The sequence below is a fragment of the Aestuariivirga sp. genome, from assembly GCF_046093005.1.
In the GTDB taxonomy this organism is placed as follows: domain Bacteria; phylum Pseudomonadota; class Alphaproteobacteria; order Rhizobiales; family Aestuariivirgaceae; genus Aestuariivirga.
The window spans coordinates 1-13,980 of record NZ_JBJTER010000137.1 but is presented as its reverse complement, the minus strand read 5'-3'; the positions used below and the strand labels follow the sequence as shown (position 1 = coordinate 13,980).

At 65.1% G+C, this 13,980-nt stretch carries 16 protein-coding genes, 1 tRNA gene and 1 pseudogene; 15 read left to right on the top strand and 3 right to left on the bottom strand.

Features of this window, described 5'->3' with window-relative positions; translation table 11 throughout:
- The first annotated feature begins 358 nt into the window (after positions 1-358).
- The 8 genes from ACKOED_RS12010 to ACKOED_RS11975 all read left to right on the top strand — a co-directional run bounded on the left by ACKOED_RS12010 (position 359) and on the right by ACKOED_RS11975 (position 6,795).
- Positions 359-1,099 (top strand): pyridoxine 5'-phosphate synthase, encoded by a 741-nt coding sequence (locus tag ACKOED_RS12010; protein WP_408916831.1) that lies wholly within the window; start codon positions 359-361, stop codon positions 1,097-1,099.
- A complete protein-coding gene (locus tag ACKOED_RS12005) occupies positions 1,089-1,715 on the top strand; it encodes a LysE family translocator (RefSeq protein WP_408916830.1) in 627 nt (208 codons plus the stop codon). Before ACKOED_RS12010 ends, ACKOED_RS12005 begins: the two co-directional genes overlap by 11 nt.
- 152 nt (positions 1,716-1,867) lie before the next feature.
- The gene (locus ACKOED_RS12000) at positions 1,868-2,863 is read left to right on the top strand and encodes a TerC family protein (protein ID WP_408916829.1); all 996 of its coding nucleotides are present in this window, start codon (positions 1,868-1,870) and stop codon (positions 2,861-2,863) included.
- A 117-nt stretch (positions 2,864-2,980) separates the two neighbouring features.
- A complete protein-coding gene (gene ilvC / locus ACKOED_RS11995) occupies positions 2,981-4,000 on the top strand; it encodes a ketol-acid reductoisomerase (protein WP_408916828.1) in 1,020 nt (339 codons plus the stop codon).
- Between the two features lie 175 nt (positions 4,001-4,175).
- Positions 4,176-4,679 (top strand): heme-degrading domain-containing protein, encoded by a 504-nt coding sequence (locus ACKOED_RS11990; protein ID WP_408916827.1) that lies wholly within the window; start codon positions 4,176-4,178, stop codon positions 4,677-4,679.
- Positions 4,676-5,422 (top strand): sulfite exporter TauE/SafE family protein, encoded by a 747-nt coding sequence (locus ACKOED_RS11985; protein ID WP_408916826.1) that lies wholly within the window; start codon positions 4,676-4,678, stop codon positions 5,420-5,422. The genes ACKOED_RS11990 and ACKOED_RS11985 overlap by 4 nt, the downstream gene beginning before the upstream one ends.
- Positions 5,419-6,327 (top strand): PhzF family phenazine biosynthesis protein, encoded by a 909-nt coding sequence (locus tag ACKOED_RS11980; RefSeq protein WP_408916825.1) that lies wholly within the window; start codon positions 5,419-5,421, stop codon positions 6,325-6,327. The genes ACKOED_RS11985 and ACKOED_RS11980 overlap by 4 nt, the downstream gene beginning before the upstream one ends.
- Positions 6,328-6,372: 45 nt before the next feature.
- Entirely contained in the window at positions 6,373-6,795 is a 423-nt protein-coding gene (locus ACKOED_RS11975) for a hypothetical protein (protein WP_408916824.1), read from the top strand.
- Positions 6,796-6,801: 6 nt separating this feature from the next.
- Here the strand turns inward: ACKOED_RS11975 and ACKOED_RS11970 are convergent, their stop codons facing one another.
- From ACKOED_RS11970 to ACKOED_RS11960, 3 genes are all read right to left on the bottom strand, one after another.
- A complete protein-coding gene (locus ACKOED_RS11970) occupies positions 6,802-7,044 on the bottom strand; it encodes a hypothetical protein (protein WP_408916823.1) in 243 nt (80 codons plus the stop codon).
- A gap of 166 nt (positions 7,045-7,210) precedes the next feature.
- Positions 7,211-7,300: transfer RNA gene (locus ACKOED_RS11965), tRNA-Ser, on the bottom strand.
- A 56-nt stretch (positions 7,301-7,356) separates the two neighbouring features.
- Positions 7,357-8,124, bottom strand: a complete 768-nt coding sequence (locus tag ACKOED_RS11960) for a class II aldolase/adducin family protein (RefSeq protein WP_408916822.1) — start codon at positions 8,122-8,124, stop codon at positions 7,357-7,359.
- 91 nt (positions 8,125-8,215) lie between these two features.
- Here ACKOED_RS11960 and ACKOED_RS11955 point away from each other — a divergent pair, with 91 nt between their 5' ends.
- The 7 genes and pseudogenes from ACKOED_RS11955 to ACKOED_RS11925 form a co-directional block, all read left to right on the top strand.
- The gene (locus ACKOED_RS11955) at positions 8,216-8,647 is read left to right on the top strand and encodes a DUF2147 domain-containing protein (RefSeq protein ID WP_408916821.1); all 432 of its coding nucleotides are present in this window, start codon (positions 8,216-8,218) and stop codon (positions 8,645-8,647) included.
- Between the two features lie 11 nt (positions 8,648-8,658).
- Positions 8,659-9,378, top strand: coding sequence for a tetratricopeptide repeat protein (locus ACKOED_RS11950; protein WP_408916820.1), 720 nt, complete (start codon positions 8,659-8,661; stop codon positions 9,376-9,378).
- Positions 9,379-9,490: 112 nt separating this feature from the next.
- Positions 9,491-10,489: a septal ring lytic transglycosylase RlpA family protein gene (locus ACKOED_RS11945; RefSeq protein WP_408916819.1), complete on the top strand. Its 999-nt coding sequence runs from the start codon at positions 9,491-9,493 to the stop codon at positions 10,487-10,489.
- Positions 10,490-10,545: 56 nt separating this feature from the next.
- Entirely contained in the window at positions 10,546-11,706 is a 1,161-nt protein-coding gene (locus ACKOED_RS11940; protein WP_408916818.1) for a D-alanyl-D-alanine carboxypeptidase family protein, read from the top strand.
- A complete protein-coding gene (gene tmk, locus ACKOED_RS11935; RefSeq protein WP_408916817.1) occupies positions 11,707-12,333 on the top strand; it encodes a dTMP kinase in 627 nt (208 codons plus the stop codon). It begins immediately after the preceding gene.
- On the top strand, positions 12,333-13,364 hold the full coding sequence (locus tag ACKOED_RS11930; protein WP_408916816.1) for a DNA polymerase III subunit delta': 1,032 nt from the start codon (positions 12,333-12,335) through the stop codon (positions 13,362-13,364). The genes tmk and ACKOED_RS11930 overlap by 1 nt, the downstream gene beginning before the upstream one ends.
- 21 nt (positions 13,365-13,385) lie before the next feature.
- Positions 13,386-13,925 (top strand): annotated as a pseudogene (locus ACKOED_RS11925) (class I tRNA ligase family protein); the annotation flags it as partial.
- Positions 13,926-13,980: the final 55 nt, after the last annotated feature.

Below are 13,980 nucleotides of genomic sequence, written 5' to 3'. Positions count from 1 at the left end.
CATTACGGGACGGTGGCGGCGGGATCAAGGGCGGGGGAGGGGGAGACGATGGTTGTCCATCTCACCACGCTGGCTGTCCCACGGTGCTTCGCTTTGACTTGATCGGTCCCTATTCCTCAGCCGTCATGCCAGCGCAGGCTGGCATCCAGCTTTTACTCTGCAGACAAGCTGGACCCCGGCCTTCGCCGGGGTGACGCCTAATCGGAGACGATGGTTCCGTAAGAGCTCAAGCTGCTTTTGTGCCCCCCAAGGTTTTGGCATGGCCCTAAGTGGTCTGGATGTTTTTTCAAAAACCGGCTTTTTTCTCCGGTCCATTCTCCGCTAGAAGCCTTGCCAGGTCTGAGGGAGTGCCGCTGCCGTGCCGTGCCATTTGTCCGTTAATGTCAATGCCATCGCCTATCTGCGCAACCGGCGCGATTTGCCGTGGCCGTCGGTGGTGGAACTCAGCCGGCTGGCGCTGGAGGCGGGGGCGGCGGGCATCACCGTGCATCCGCGGCCCGATGAGCGGCACATCCGCCGCAGCGATGTGACGGACATCAACCGGTTGCTGCGTTCCTCCTTTCCCGGCGCCGAGTTCAACATCGAAGGTTATCCGGATGAGCGCTTCCTGCAACTCGTCGAGGCCGAGAAGCCGGATCAGGTGACGCTGGTGCCGGACGACCCCGGCCAGGCCACCTCTGACCATGGCTGGGACATGGCCGCCAATGCGGGGCTCCTCAAAGACGTGATCGCCCGGCTGCACCGCGGCGGCATGCGGGTGTCGCTGTTCGTCGACCCCGATCCCGCGCGGCCCGCCCAGGCGAAGGCGCTGGGGGCGGACCGGGTGGAGCTGTTCACCGGCCCCTATGGCGCGGCGCTTGAGCCTGAGAACGCGCGGCGCGAGCTGGCCCGCGTGGTGGCGGCGGGCGAGGCGGCGGCGCGGGCCGGCCTCGGCCTCAACGCCGGGCATGACCTGACGCGGGACAACCTCCCGCCGCTGGTGGCCGCGCTGCCCAATCTGCTCGAAGTATCGATCGGCCATGCGGTGACGGCGGACGCGCTGGCCTATGGCATGGCCGAGACAGTGCGGAAATTCCGGGCGGCGATCGGTGACGTCTGATCTGCTGACACTGCTGTCGATCGGCGCCATCCAGCTGATGGCGGTGATCTCGCCGGGCCCCAGCTTCCTGATCACGGCGCGCACCGCGGTGGCGCAATCGCGCGCCGATGGGCTGAAAGTTGCGCTGGGGCTGGGGGCCGGAACGGTGGTGTGGTCCGCCGCCGCGCTGCTGGGCCTCAATGCCGTGTTCCACGCGGTGCCTGCGCTGTTCGTGGCCATGAAGGCGGCGGGCGCGCTGTTCCTGCTCTATATCGCCGGGATGATCTTCCGCCACGCATCCGAGCCGCTCCGCATCGAGGACGGGGCTGAACGCCTGGCCAACCCGTTTCTCAAGGGCTTCCTCGTCCAGATTTCCAACCCCAAGGTGGCGGTATTCTTCGGCTCGATCTTCATCGCCATGCTGCCCCAGCAAGTGCCGCTGTGGATGAGCCTGGCGCTGATCGCCATCGTCAGCTTCAACGAGGTGTGGTGGTATACGGCGGTGGCGCTGTTCTTCGCCGCTCCGCCGGTGCGCCGGTTCTATCTCCGGGCCAAGCCGTGGATCGACCGGGTGACGGGGCTGTTCCTGGGCGCGCTGGGCCTCCGGCTGCTGTGGTCGGCGGGCGATGCGTTGTAATCCGCTGCCGAGTCTTTCCGAAATGTAATGTTTCCCGAATCTTGAAAGACCCCGGCGGCGCGCCCACGTCCCCACCGTCCGGGCCCCTCTGGCGCCGCTCCCCGCGGCGTGATGTCGGACTGAAACACAAAACGACATCGGCAGGGAAAATCATGGACCTTCTCACCTCTTTTCTGTTCGCGGACTGGCTGACCAAGCCGGTCTGGATGTGGCTCATGTTCCTCGGCATCGTGCTGGCGCTGCTGGTCATCGACCTTGGCGTGCTGCACAAGGAACACAAAGAGATTTCGGCGCGCGAGAGCCTGGTGCTCTCTGCGGTCTATATCGGGCTCGGCCTTTCCTTCGGCGGCTGGGTGTGGTGGTCGCTGGGGCCCAATTCCGGCATGGAATATCTCACCGGCTTCGCGGTTGAGAAGGCGCTGGCGATGGACAATGTCTTCGTCATCGCCATGATCTTCGCCTTCTTCGCGGTGCCGCTCAAATATCAGCACCGGGTGCTGTTCTGGGGCATTCTCGGGGTAATCGTGTTGCGCGCGATCATGATCGGCTTCGGCGCGGCCATCGTCAGCGAATTCTCCTGGGTGCTTTACATCTTCGCGGTGTTCCTGATCGCCACCGGCATCAAGATGATCGTCTTCGCCGACCGCGAATATGACGTGGCCAAGAACCCGCTGCTGGCCTTCATGCGCCGCCGCTTCAACGTCACCGACGAGCACCATGGCGAGAAATTCTTTGTGAAGAAGCTGGACCCCGAGACCGGCCGTCTTGCCTGGTTCATGACGCCTCTGTTCCTGGCGCTGATGCTGATCGAGGTGGCGGATGTGATCTTCGCGGTCGACTCGGTGCCGGCGATTTTCGCCATCACCACCGACCCCTTCATCGTCTACACCTCCAACATTTTCGCCATCCTCGGTCTGCGCGCTCTTTATTTCGCGCTGGCCGCCATGGTGAAGCGCTTCCACTATCTCAAGCTGGCGCTGGCGGTGGTGCTGATCTTCATCGGTTCCAAGATCTTCGTGGCGCCTTTGCTCGGGCTGGAGAAGTTCCCGCCCGCCATCTCGCTGGGCGTCACCTTCGGCATCCTCGCCCTGGGCGTGGCCTACAGCCTGTGGAAGACGCGGGGCGCGCCGCGCGAGAAGCTTACCTGAGACGGCACGGCGCCGGGGCGGCGGCCAAGCGCTGCCCCGGTTTTTGCCGCTTGCCTTGCGGCTGAGGCCCCGCTATCTCCCGCGCCAATTCAATTCCAGAGGGATGGACCTATAGCCATGCGCGTTTATTATGACCGTGATGCCGACGTGAACCTGATCAAGGCCAAGAAGGTGGTCATCGTTGGCTATGGCAGCCAGGGCCGCGCCCATGCGCTGAACCTGAAGGACTCGGGCGTAACCAATATCGCCATCGCGCTGAAGCCCGGCTCCGCGACCGCCAAGAAGGTGGAGGCCGACGGCCTCAAGGTGATGACCGTGGCCGAGGCCGCTAAATGGGCCGACCTGATGATGATGGCCACGCCAGACGAGCTCCAGGCCGACATCTACCGCGACGAGATCGCCCCCAATATCCGCGACGGCGCGGCCGTTGCCTTCGCCCATGGCCTCAACATCCATTTCAACCTGATCGAGCCCAAGAAGACCATCGACGTCCTCATGATCGCCCCCAAAGGCCCCGGCCACACGGTGCGCAGCGAATATCAGCGCGGCGGCGGCGTGCCCTGCCTGATCGCCATCCACCATGACGCCTCGGGCAACGCCCATGACATCGCGCTGTCCTATGCCTCGGGCGTGGGGGGCGGGCGCTCCGGCATCATCGAGTCGACGTTCAAGGACGAATGCGAGACCGACCTGTTCGGCGAGCAGGTCGTGCTGTGCGGCGGCCTCGTGGAGCTGATCCGGGCGGGCTACGAGACGCTGGTGGAAGCCGGTTACGCGCCCGAGATGGCCTATTTCGAGTGCCTGCACGAAGTGAAGCTGATCGTCGACCTGATCTATGAAGGCGGCATCGCCAATATGAACTATTCGATCTCCAACACCGCCGAGTGGGGTGAATATGTCACCGGCCCGCGCATCATCACCGACGCCACCAAGCAGGAAATGCGCCGCGTGCTGAAGGACATCCAGACCGGCAAGTTCACCTCCGAGTGGATGCAGGAATATCGCGCAGGCGCCGCGCGCTTCAAGGCCATCCGCCGCATGAATGACGCCCACAACATCGAGGAGGTGGGCGAGAAGCTCCGCGCCATGATGCCGTGGATCGCCAAGAACAAGCTGGTGGACAAGACGAGGAATTAGGCGCGTCGGGGGTTGCCCGGCCAGCCCGCAAACACTGATCATGCCCGGGCTTGACCCGGGCATCCTCTTTTTCGGCAGCGCCCGCGATGATGGGGGGCTCAAGCCCGGCCATGATGAGGAGAGGGGGACGGTTTGACCGTGGTGTCCTCCGCAAAACTGGAAGGAAGGTGACGCCATGACCCTCGAAACCGACATCGCGCAGATCGCGCGGCAGGAGGAGGCGCTTCGGTTCCACGGCTTCAGCGAGGCCGATGCCTGGGCGCTGGGCAGCCTGATGCGCCAGGCGGCGGTGGAGCAGGCGCTGCCCTTCGTGATCGACATCCGCATCGGCAACCGGCCGCTGTTCTACACCGCACTTCCCGGTTCAACGCCGGAGAACCCGGACTGGGTGCGGCGCAAGGCCAATACCGTCTCCCGTTTTCACAAATCCTCCTACCGGGTGGGCCGCGAATATCAGCTGCAGGGCAAGGCCTTCGACGCCTCGCGCGGCATCGACCCGATGGACCATGCCATGGCGGGCGGCGGCTTTCCCATTCACCTTGCCGGCACCGGCGTGGTGGGGGCGGTCACCGTGTCCGGCGTGCCGCAGCGCCAGGACCATGAATTCGTGGTGGAGATGCTCTGCCGCTTCCTGAAGCAGGATTACCGCGGCCTTGCGCTGGGCCCTGAAGCCGCGTGATCGAGTTCAGCCTGCTGTTCTTCCTGGTGGCCGGGGCGGCAGCCTTCTTCGTCGGCGCCTCGAAGGGCGGGCTTCCCATGGTGGGTGTGCTGGGCGTGCCGCTGCTGGCGCTGGTCATGCCGCCGGTTGCCGCCGCCGCGCTGCTGCTGCCCGTGTATATCGTGAGCGACATGGTGGGCCTGTGGGCCTATCGCAAGCAATACAGTGGCCGCAACCTGGCGATCCTGGTGCCGGCCATGATCGGCGGGGTGGGGCTGGGCTGGGCCACGGCGCGCATCACCGAGGAATGGATGGTGACGCTGCTCGTCGGACTGGTAGGACTTTATTACTGTGCCACCGTGGTGCTCCGGAAAGCCGATGCGCCGCCCCGGCCCGCCGATGTGCCGCGCGGCGTGTTCTGGGGGGCGATTGCCGGCTTCACCAGCTTTGTCTCGCACACCGGCGGGCCGCCCTACCAGACCTATGTGCTGCCGCAGCGGCTGCCGAAGATGGTGTTCGCAGGGACCAGCACAATCGTTTTCGCGATCATCAACCTTGTAAAAGTCATTCCTTACTGGGCGCTGGGGCAGTTCAACGTGAGCAATCTCGAGGTGGCTGCCATGCTCTCGCCGGTGGCTGTCGTCGGGGCGCTTCTGGGCTACAAGCTCACCACCGTCATCCCCGAGAAGCTGTTCTACCGGCTGGTCGAGGTGGCGCTGTTCCTGATCTCGCTCAAGCTGGTCTATGGGGCGCTGACGTCATGAAGCTTCCCTTCCATACCTATGACGTGTTCACCAACCGCCGCTTCGGCGGCAACCCGCTGGCCATCGTCGAGGAGGCGGATGCGCTGACGGACGCGCAGATGCAGACGATCGCCCGGGAGTTCAACCTCTCGGAGACGATCTTTGTGCGCAGTCCGAAGGACCCGGCGCATGCGGCCAGCGTGCGGATCTTTTTTCCTACGGCGGAGATCCCCTTCGCCGGCCACCCGACGGTGGGCTGCGCCATTCATCTGGCGCAGAAGAAACACAAGCCGGGCTGCGCGTTCGAGACCTCCTTGGTGCTTGAGGAGGTGGCGGGCCTCGTGCCGGTGAAGGTTTCGCGTATCGGCGATGTGCCGCGCGCCCAGTTCACCGCGCCGGTGACGCCTTTTGCGGTGAATGTTCCATTGCCGCCGCTGGAGGACATGGCGCGGGGCCTGGGGATTGACGCATCCGATATCGGCTTCGGATCGCATGCGATGCGGGTGTTGCAGGGCGGCCCGCGTTTTCTCTACGTGCCCATAAACAACCGCGAGGCGCTCGCCCGGGCGCGGCCCTGTGAACCCTATTGGACTGACAACTTCCGTGGCCTCGGGACGGTTATGGCCTATATCTATACGCGCGGGGGCGATCACCCCGAGACAGCTTTCCGTGCCCGGGCCCTGGCGCCCGGCGAGGGCATTCCGGAGGACCCCGCCACCGGCTCCGCCACCGCCATTCTTGCCGCGCAACTGCTTGCCGCGGGCGGGCTGGCCGAAGGCACAAGCCGGTTCAGGCTGGAGCAGGGCTATGAGATGGGCCGTCCGTCCGATCTCTGGCTGGAGGCCGATGTTGCGGCTGCGAAGCTGGCGGCGGTGCGGGTGGCCGGACAGGCCGTGCAAATCATGTCGGGTGTGCTAGAAGCCTGACGGGGACACGAAGCGATGGCATGGCCGGGGGAGGGCGATCCGCCAATGAAGACCATTCTGCTGATCGCGCATTTCATCGCCATTGCCACCGGCACCGGCATGAGCATCGCCAATTACATCAATATCCGGATTGCGGCGGGCGAACAGGGCGAGCGCCGCGCCGCGCTCGCCTTCCTGCGCCGGGTGCTGGCCCGCATCGCCGACATTGTGATCCTCGCCATCTGGATCACCGGCATCGGCCTGTGGCTGAACCTGCCGCCGGACGCGGAACCCAATGTGTGGTTCATGGTCAAGGTGGGGTTTGTCGTGCTGCTCACCCTCTGCCATGGGCTCGCCCGCATGACGGCGGGCAGGATGATGCGCACCGGCGACCAGTCGCTCTACCCGCGCCTCGAACTCCTGGTGGCGGGCGTGTGGATGTCGGCGCTGTTCGCCATCATCCTGGCGGTGCTGGCCTTCGAGAGCTGACGGCGGTTACTGATCGCCCAGCATGGCATTGGCCTCCGACAGCACGTCATTGGCCTCTTCCTCATTGCCCGCCGCGCATAGCCCGGCGGCCTGGGCGCGCATGTCCTGAAGCTGGGCCATGGCATCCGGATCGATCTGCGCCGCCGCGAGCGCGGTGTCGAACTCCTTCAGATGATCGGCGCAGGACTGGGCCAGGCCGGGCGTCGCTGACAGGGCAAGAAGGCCGATCCCGAGAAAAATCGCTTTCATGAACTGCTTCCTGAATTTGTACCACCGCCATACCGCGCAATTCCAGAAACGCCAAGTGCGCGATCCGCGCCGGTATCGCCGCCCGGGACGGCGGAACCCCGGCGGCGGAAGCGCCCCGGATCCTCCGACACTACGAAACGGGTTTGCAAACCAATTCGATGGCGTCTGGCGGAGGGGGAGGGATTCGAACCCCCGGAGGGCGTGAACCCTCAACGGTTTTCAAGACCGCCGCAATCGACCGCTCTGCCACCCCTCCGGCCGGCGCGGAATCATCTAGCAGCCTTCGCCCGCCGTCTCAATGCCAAGCCTTCATCACTCCGCGTAAGACGGGTCCTCGGCGTCGAGGATTTCCTTCATTTCCGCGAAATGCGATTTGAACTGCTCGCGGTCGGCCTCCCATTCCTGGGCGGTCTTCTCGGCGATCGCCGGGCTCATCACATGCAGCTTCTCGCCGGTCGAATAGGCGAGCACCAGGTTGCGGCAGGCGCGTTCCAGGTAATAGGTGAGGTCGAAGGCCTCGGCCACGGTCTCCGCGCAGACGAGCACGCCGTGGTTGCCCATCATCATGATCTGCCGGTTGCCGAGGATGCGGCCCAGCCGGTCGCCCTCCTCGTCGGTATTGGCCATGCCGCCGTAATCCATGTCGGTGGCGATGCGGTTGTAGAAGCGGGCGGTGTTCTGGTCGATCGGCAGGATTTCCGGATTGGCGAGCGAGGCCACCGCCGTGGCATAGGGCGGATGCAGATGGATGATGCAGCGGGCCTGCGGAACGGTGGCATGCATGCGGCCATGGATGCACCAGGCGGTAAGGTCTGGCGCGTCCGGCCGGTTCATGGTTTCGGGATCCTTCGAATCGAGCAGCAGAAGCTCCGAGGCCTTGATCCGCGAGAAATGCCGCCAGCGCGGGTTCATCAGGAACTTGCTGCCATCCGCCGATACCGCGAGGCTCAAATGATTGGCCACCGCTTCATGCCAGTCATATCTGGCGGCGAGCCGGAAAGCCGCCGCAAGGTCGACACGCAATTGCCATTCGTCGGTTTCAAGAGTGCGCGCAGTCTTGAGCGTTGCGAGGTTTCCCATCATAATCTCCTGTACTGAAGCGACGAGGATAGCCTGTCCCCGGCGGCCCGGCAATCGGGCTGGCGCCGGGCGCGGACAGGGGAGGCTGAGGGTGGTTGGAAAGCAAGTGATGCTGGCGGCCATGGCCGGCGCGCTCCTGACGGCGCCGGCCCAGGCGGGGAGCGATGCGACCGGGACCTGGCGGATGGCCAATGGCAAGGTGACGGTCAAGGTGACCCGCTGCGGCGCCAACCTTTGCGGCAAGGTGGTGGGCCTGCGCAAACCCCGCGACGATAAGGGGCGGCCGCGCCTCGACAAGGAAAATCCCAACCCGTCCTTGCGGTCCCGTCCGGTGATCGGGCTCACCATTCTGCGCAACATGCGCGCCGATGGCGAAGGCTATTGGACCGGCACCATCTACAACCCCGATGACGGCAAGACCTACAGCTCCTATATGACGCTTCAGAATGCCCGGACCATGAAAGTCGACGGCTGTGTGGCCATGGTATTCTGCCGCTCGATGAAATTTGTGAAACTGGACTGACGGCCCTGCCGATGCTGCTCCGCACTGTGCTCGCCTGCCTGATGCTCGCCGCCGCCGGCTTTTCCGCGGCGGCCCAGACCCTCAAGAGCTTGCCGTTCGACAAGCAGATGACGCTCGCCAAGGTGGGCGATGTCGATGCCCAGTATGAGGTTGGCGCGGCCTATGAGGCCGGTAATGGCGTGGCCCGCGACGAGGCCGAGGCGGCGCGCTGGTTCCGCGAAGCCGCGTTGCAAGGGAATGTTGAGGCGCAGTACCGCCTCGCTAATCTCGTATCACGCGGCGCCAGGGGCCTGAAGCAGGACAATGCGACGGCCATCAAGCTCTATCAGGATGCGGCTGCCAAAGGCTACGCGCCCGCCATGAATGCGCTGGGCCGCGCCTATCAGCAGGGGCGGGGCCTGGACGTGGACCTGGCCAGGGCCGCCGAATGGTACCGCAAGGCGGCTGACCTCAAGCTGGCCGATGCCGAAAACAATCTGGGCATGCTCTACCTCGAGGGCAAGGGCGTGACCCGTGACGTGGCGCAGGCCTTCCAGCTCTTCGCGCGCGCGGCGGCCCAGAACGACCCCTGGGGCCTCAACAATCTGGGCGGCATGTATGAAATGGGCTGGGGAACCGCCGCCGATGCCACCCGGGCGCTGGATCTCTATGAACAGGCGCTGGCCGCCGGCAATGCCCAGGCGCAGCAGAACATCGACCGGCTGACCGCCAGCCGGCGAGACGCCGAGTAAGGCTTACTTAACCATACTTTCCAACGAAACATTTACCGCCGGGCGGGCAAACTCAATCGTTGTCTATCCATTGTGGCCTTCGGGACGGGGCCTCGAAGCGGAACGGTCATTCATGTTCAAGTTTGCGCGCAACCTGTTGGTGCTGCTCGCCGTTGGCGTGGCGCTGGCCAGCTGCTCGCCGTTCGGCAAGCAGGCGAGCCGCGATCCCTTCGCGGGCAAAGGCAGCCCTGTCTATCCTGGTAAGGGGCCGGTACCGTGGGGCGGGGGCCGCTATCACGTCGGCAAGCCCTATCAGGTGGCGGGCCGCTGGTTCACCCCGAAGGAGCAGCCCAATTATGACAAGAAGGGGCTTGCTTCCTGGTATGGCGAGGATTTCAACCGGCGCAAGACCTCCAACGGCGAGTGGTTCGACATGACCCGCCTGACCGCCGCGCATGCCACGCTGCCGCTGCCGAGATATGTTAAAGTGACCAATCTCGAAAACGGCCGCGACGTGATCTTGCGCGTCAACGACCGCGGGCCCTTCGTCGACACCCGCGTCATCGACGTTTCCAAACAGGCCGCGAAAGCCCTGGACTTCAAGCATCGGGGCACGGTGAAGGTGAGGGTGCAGTACATCGGGCCAGCGCCGCTCAACGACAACGGCGCGCATCTGCTGGCCATGAACAAGGAACTCGACCGCGGCACGCCGATGCGCAAGATGATCGCCGCCGCCGACCGCCGCAAGGGCAAGGCGCCGCCGGCGGATGTGATGGTGGCGGAAGCCAAACCGAAGATTAAGGCCGCGCCGGAGGAAACCGTGGCGGTTGCTGAAACCGTGGCTTTCACGCCGCCCGCGCCAGATGAAACCGCATATGAAGTGACCTATTTCGTTCAAATCGGGTCTTTCTCCGATGGCGAGAATGCGGCGCGTGTGCGTGACCAGTTCGCCGCCGTCTGGCCGGTCCAGTTCATCGAACTCTCCGGCGCGTCGGGTCCGGTCTACCGGGTACGGCTGGGTCCAATCTCGCACAGCGAGGATGCCCAGACGGCACTGGCCGATGCCCAGGCGGCGGGCTTCGGCGATGCCAGGCTGATCCGCAACCAGGCGGTCCAGGCCGCGCTGCAGTAGCCCGCTTTGCAGGCTCCACGTTGATTTCGGCGGGCAAGGCTTCTAGCCTTACCGGTATGTTTCGAGCACTCCTCGTCATGTTCTGCGCCGCGCTGCTGCTGGCGGGGCTTTCGCCCGGCGAGGCGCAGACCCCTGATGGCTATCAAACCAAAGCGCGGCAGGCCATCCTGATCGATGCGCGGACCGGCCGTGTGCTGTTCGAGAAGGATGCCGATGCGCTGATTCCGCCCGCCAGCATGAGCAAGCTGATGACCATGATCATGGTGTTCGAGCAGCTGGAGGCGGGCAAGCTCAGCCTCGACCAGACCCTGACGGTGAATGAGGATGCCTGGCGGCGCGGCGGCGCCATGTCTGGCGGCTCCACCATGTACGCCGAACTCAACTCGGCGATTCGTGTCGAGGACCTGATCAAGGGCGCCGTGGTGCAGTCGGCCAATGACGCCTGCATCGTCTTCGCGGACAATCTCGCCGGCAGCGAAAGCGCCTTCGCGGCCCAGATGACGGAACGTGCCCATACCCTGGGCGCCAAGACCGCAAGTTTCCGCAATGCCACCGGCCTGCCGCAGGACGGGCACCAAATGAGCGTGCGCGACCTGGCGGTGATGGCCCGTCACATCATCACCGCCTTTCCCGCGCGCTACCGCTATTATTCGATGCCGGAGTTCACCTGGAACAAGATCAGGCAGCAGAACCGCAATCCGCTGCTCAAGGACTATCCCGGCGCCGATGGCATGAAGACCGGCTACACCAAGGAGGCCGGCTACGGTCTGGTGGGCTCAGCGATGCGGGACGGACGGCGGCTGATCATGGTGATCGCCGGCCTCAAGAGCATCAATGAGCGCCGCCAGGAAGCGCAGAACCTGCTTGATTGGGGCTTCCGGCAGTTTCGCAGCGTCGATGTCTATGCCAAGGGCGACCGTGTTGGAAAGGCGCGCGTCTGGGGCGGCAACAGCCGTACCGTCGATCTTCTGGCCACTGCCGGTGTTCAGGTGGCACTCACCGCCCAGGAGCAGGAGACGGCGGAAGTAAAGCTCGCCTACACCGGACCGTTGATCGCGCCAGTCGAGGCTGGCCGTGAGGTGGGCGCGGTGCGGTTCATCGTCGATGGCCTGACGGTGGCCGAAGTGCCGGTCGCCACCGCCAGCGCGGTTCCTGAACAGACCTCCATGTGGTCACGGGCGGTCGATTCGCTGTTCATCATGATCTTCGGCAGCTAGATGGCTGGCCGGTTTATCACCTTTGAGGGCGGCGAGGGCTCCGGCAAGTCAACCCAGATCCGCAGGCTGGCCGATCGGCTGATCGTGGCTGGGCGGGATGTGCTGGTGACGCGTGAGCCCGGCGGCACGCCGGAGGCCGAGGCGATCCGCGCCCTGCTGGTCTCGGGCGACGTGGCGCGCTGGACGCCCAGGGCCGAGGCGCTGCTCAACACCGCGGCGCGCGAGCAGCATCTGACCCAGGTGATCCGCCCGGCGCTGGCCCTGGGCAAGACGGTGCTCTGCGACCGTTTCATGGATTCGACCCGCGCCTATCAGGGCTTTGCGGGGGGCTGCGAGATGAGCTTCATCGACGCGCTCGAACAGGCGGTGGTGGGCGGCACAAGGCCTGACCTGACCCTGATTTTCGACCTCGACCCGGCGCTGGGGCTGGCGCGCGCCAAGAGCCGCGGCGACCACCGTTCGGAAGACCGCTATGAGCGGAAGGGCATGGCGTTTCATGAGAAGCTGCGCGCCGGATTTCTCGAAATCCAGCGTAACGATCCCCGGCGCTGCCGGCTGATCGATGCGTCGCGGGACGTGGAAACCGTGGCCGCCGCTGTCTGGGCGGCGGTGAACGGGGCAGGGTGATGGCCGAGGAGTTCCGCGATCCCCGCGAGGTTGACTGGCATCCGCGCCGCGCCCAGACGCTGGTGGGCCATGAGGCGGCCGAGGCACGGCTGCTCCAGGCCTGCCAATCGGAAAAGCTGCATCACGCCTGGCTGATCACCGGGGCGGAAGGAATCGGCAAGGCAACGCTGGCCTATCGTTTCGCCAAATTTCTGCTGCAGGCGCCGACCGCGGCCGAGGCCAAAGCCCATGGCGGGCTCCATGTTTCGCCCGAGTCGCATGTGTTCCGGCAGGTGGCGGCGGGCGCCCACCCCGATCTCCTGGCGGTTCAGCGCGGCGTCGATTACCGCAACAAGCGCCTCAAGACCGAACTGGCGGTCGAGGACGCGCGCGCCGCGCCGGAGTTCTTCTCGCGCACCGCGGCGGGCGGCGGCTGGCGGATCGCCGTCGTCGACAGCGCCGATGAACTCAATGCCGCCTCCGCCAATGCGCTGCTGAAAGTGATCGAGGAGCCGCCGCGGCGGAGCCTGTTCCTCATCGTCTGCAACAACCTGGGGCGGCTGCTTCCCACGCTGCGCTCCCGCTGCCTGACGCTGCCGCTGTCGCCGCTGAGCGATGCGCAAACGCTTGCGGTGTTACGAAGCCTTCCGGAGAAAGCGCTGGAGGGTAAGCAGGACTCGCTTACCGAGGCGGTCGCCCTCAGCAAGGGAAGCCCGGGCAAGGCGCTGCGACTGGCGGGCTCGCTGGGTGCGCAAGCTTTCGCCGCGTTCCAGAAGCGCGCCAGGCTCTCGCCCGCCGTTGCCGTGGAGATCGGCGCGGCGTTTTCGGGCCGCGAGACCGCCGAGGACTTCCACATGTTCTGCGACCTGCTGGTGGGCTGGACCGGCGAGCAGGCGCGCGCCGCCGGTCTGTCGGGGCAGGGGGCGGCGCTGGCCGCCGCGCATGATGACATCAACTCTTCCCTCCGGCAGGCGGATGCCCTAAACCTCGACCGCCGTCAGACGGTCACCGATGCGCTGATGCGCCTCGAAGAGGCCTTCCGGGCCTCCTGAAACCCTTTCGAACGAAGCCACATGCCGAAACCCAAATTCTACATCACCACGGCCATTCCCTATGCTAACGGCGCGCCGCACATCGGCCACGCCTATGAGCGGATCGCCACCGACGCCATCGCCCGCTTCAAGCGGCTCGATGGCTATGACGTGCTGTTCGTCACCGGCATGGACGAGCATGGCCAGAAGATGCAGCAGACGGCGGCCCGCGAGGGGCTGACGCCGCAGCAGCTGGCCGACCGCACCGCCGCCCAGTTCGAGCAGATGGGCGAGGAGCTGAACGCGCGCGCCGACGACATCCTTCGCACCACCTCAGAGCGCCACAAGCGCTCGGTGCAGGAAGTGTGGCGGCGCATGGCCGCCAACGGCGACATCTATCTCTCCACCTATTCCGGCTGGTATTCGGTGCGCGACGAAGCCTTTTATGGCGAGGACGAAACCGAAATCCGCGACGGCCGGCGCTTTGCCATCAAGACCGGCACGCCGGTCGAATGGGTGGAGGAGGAGAGCTATTTCTTCCGGCTCTCAGCCTATGCGGACAAGCTGCTCGAGCTTTATGAGAAGCGCTTGCCATCGCGGATTTCGATCTCGTCCTCACCATAGAAGGCTTCGTCGC

Excerpts from the sequence above, each read along its gene's own strand:
- ACKOED_RS11980 (WP_408916825.1), top strand. The coding sequence starts at position 5,419 with ATGAAGCTTCCCTTCCATACCTATGACGTGTTCACCAACCGCCGCTTC.
- ACKOED_RS11970 (WP_408916823.1), bottom strand. The coding sequence starts at position 7,044 with ATGAAAGCGATTTTTCTCGGGATCGGCCTTCTTGCCCTGTCAGCGACG.
- ACKOED_RS11975 (WP_408916824.1), top strand. The coding sequence starts at position 6,373 with ATGAAGACCATTCTGCTGATCGCGCATTTCATCGCCATTGCCACCGGC.
- ACKOED_RS11930 (WP_408916816.1), top strand. The coding sequence starts at position 12,333 with ATGGCCGAGGAGTTCCGCGATCCCCGCGAGGTTGACTGGCATCCGCGC.
- ACKOED_RS11990 (WP_408916827.1), top strand. The coding sequence starts at position 4,176 with ATGACCCTCGAAACCGACATCGCGCAGATCGCGCGGCAGGAGGAGGCG.
- ACKOED_RS11960 (WP_408916822.1), bottom strand. The coding sequence starts at position 8,124 with ATGGGAAACCTCGCAACGCTCAAGACTGCGCGCACTCTTGAAACCGAC.
- ACKOED_RS11950 (WP_408916820.1), top strand. The coding sequence starts at position 8,659 with ATGCTGCTCCGCACTGTGCTCGCCTGCCTGATGCTCGCCGCCGCCGGC.
- tmk (WP_408916817.1), top strand. The coding sequence starts at position 11,707 with ATGGCTGGCCGGTTTATCACCTTTGAGGGCGGCGAGGGCTCCGGCAAG.
- ilvC (WP_408916828.1), top strand. The coding sequence starts at position 2,981 with ATGCGCGTTTATTATGACCGTGATGCCGACGTGAACCTGATCAAGGCC.
- ACKOED_RS11945 (WP_408916819.1), top strand. The coding sequence starts at position 9,491 with ATGTTCAAGTTTGCGCGCAACCTGTTGGTGCTGCTCGCCGTTGGCGTG.
- ACKOED_RS11940 (WP_408916818.1), top strand. The coding sequence starts at position 10,546 with ATGTTTCGAGCACTCCTCGTCATGTTCTGCGCCGCGCTGCTGCTGGCG.
- ACKOED_RS12000 (WP_408916829.1), top strand. The coding sequence starts at position 1,868 with ATGGACCTTCTCACCTCTTTTCTGTTCGCGGACTGGCTGACCAAGCCG.